The organism is Bradyrhizobium sp. U531 (assembly GCF_051710265.1).
GTDB lineage: Bacteria > Pseudomonadota > Alphaproteobacteria > Rhizobiales > Xanthobacteraceae > Bradyrhizobium.
Genome location: NZ_JASVEN010000034.1, coordinates 1 through 1,196, shown reverse-complemented (window position 1 = coordinate 1,196; position 1,196 = coordinate 1). Strand labels below are relative to the sequence as shown.

General features: G+C 58.2%; 1 protein-coding gene. It reads right to left on the bottom strand.

Annotated elements, in window-relative coordinates; all coding sequences use genetic code 11:
- Positions 1-240: 240 nt before the first annotated feature.
- Positions 241-1,196, bottom strand: a 956-nt coding sequence (locus QRQ56_RS39175; RefSeq protein ID WP_438747116.1) for an IS110 family transposase, incomplete at its 5' end; no start/stop codon positions are given.

Genomic DNA, 1,196 nt, shown 5'->3' with positions numbered 1-1,196 from the left:
AATGTATGACCCGCCCCGCCCGTGCAAGGTCGTTTAATGAGGACGATGCAGTCTGCACAAATGTATCCGGCCTCTTGCAAGTGGGCCGCTGTTGCGGCCAGGCCATGATGAGATCCGCGCGTGCCGTTCCCAGATAAATGGTTCGGGCTCGAAGCCCGCTTTTTTGCACAGGGTTTACGGCGCGCCGATCGACTGTTTCGTCATCACCTTCACGAACCTCGCAGTCTGGAACAAACGGGATCAGCTAAAGGCCGGATCCCGCCGTTCATAGCTTGCGCCGGGCTTGGTCATCACCACCCATGCGATCCGCGCAATCTTGGCCGCCAAGGCGACGGTGACCTTGTTAGTGTGCATGCGTGCCTGAAGTCCATCAAGCCACGCGCCAAGGCGGTATCGCGAGCGATCAAGATGAGTCACGCAGGAACGGGCGCCATGGATGATCATCCGGCGCAGATATCGATTGCCGCGCTTGCTTATCCCCAGCAGCTTCGTTTTGCCTCCCGTAGAATATTCTCTCGGGACAAGACCTAGCCAAGCTGCCATATCGCGGGCCTTTTTGAACTGGCGGGCAGATCCAGCTGCTGCCAAAAGCGCCGTCGCGGCCAGCGGACCAATGCCCGGGATGGTCATCAATCGACGTGCGGTATCGCTTTGAGAGGCAATTGCCTCAATCTCGCGGTTGACCTCGGCAATCCGCAGCTCCAGCTGCCGCAGCTCGTCAAATGTAGATGCAAGAATGCGACGCATCGCCGAGGTTAGATCATTCGACTGATCGGCCAAAACCCTCGGCAGATCAGCCTTGAACTTGCCGGCGCCCTGGTGAATAGCGATCCCATATTCCAGGCAAAAAGCGCGCATCTGATTGATGAGGCACGTCCGTTGCGACATCATCCGATCGCGAACACGATGCAGCGCTTGCAGGTCAATGTGCTCAGGCGACCTTAGCTCGACGAAGCGCATCGTTGGTCTCGTCACGGCTTCGGCGATCGCCGCGGCATCGATGATGTCATTTTTGTTGGACTTCACATATGGCTTCACGAATTGAGCTGGGATAATGCGAACGGTGTGCCCCATGGCGGCGATCTTGCGGGCCAACCATTGCGAGCCGGAGCAGGCCTCCATCCCCACCAAAGCCGGTCCTGCACGTTCGAAGAACTGCAAGAGCGTATCGCGCCGAAAGGTCGCCTTCTGGATCG